This window comes from Mycobacterium sp., assembly GCF_008709575.1.
Lineage (GTDB): Bacteria > Actinomycetota > Actinomycetes > Mycobacteriales > Mycobacteriaceae > Mycobacterium.
In genome coordinates this window covers 1-689 of sequence record NZ_VYIK01000361.1, presented here as the reverse complement: position 1 = coordinate 689, position 689 = coordinate 1, and the positions used below count along the sequence as shown (strand labels likewise).

Genomic DNA, 689 nt, shown 5'->3' with positions numbered 1-689 from the left:
TGATCGACGGCGACGCCGTGTCTGGCCATCAACGAAGCGCTCGCGTCTATCAGGCTCTGGGTGTGGCTGAGTTCGGGTGATTTTTTTCAGAGTGCATCTCCTCTCGAAGGTCTCGGCGTTGTCGATGAGTTGCCCACGCACCTTGTTGTTCTGCCGCAGCCGCTACCAACGTGCGCAAAGCACACTGCTCCACTTCACGGGGCACGCAGCGTTACACAACCGCTTCGATATATTGGCCAGGTTGTCATCGTTCTGACAATGACAATGGTCGACCACGTCGATGATATTGGCCTGCTTACCCATCTCCGGATGTCCGCCTCGCGATGCGTCTCCGGTCGATTGACGCGTGAATGGTCAGCCAGATGACAAAGCTCGAGCCCAGGCAGCGAGATTCGGTTCTCCTGGATGGTTGGTGACGCCGCTGAGGGCACCGCCGAGGTTGGTCCCCCAACACACAGCAGCGCGCACGGTAGCGCCCTTAACGCGATGTCGACCCGAGCCAGCGTGGTCGCCAGCAAATCGGTTAGCCGCGACCCGGCGATGAGCAGGACAGGGAGAGACAAGATGACCGCCCCGCAAAGAACGGAACCGGTGGTCGAGGTGTACTGGCGTCCCGGCTGCCCGTACTGCCGGATGCTGCTGCACCCGCTGCGGCGAAGCGGCCTCAACCTGCGCGAAATCAACATCTG

1 protein-coding gene is annotated in these 689 nt (G+C 60.8%); it reads left to right on the top strand.

Annotated elements, in window-relative coordinates; translation table 11 throughout:
* Window positions 1–405: 405 nt before the first annotated feature.
* Window positions 406–689 (top strand): glutaredoxin family protein (locus F6Q13_RS20395; protein WP_367141376.1); only part of this gene is annotated, 284 nt, incomplete at its 3' end.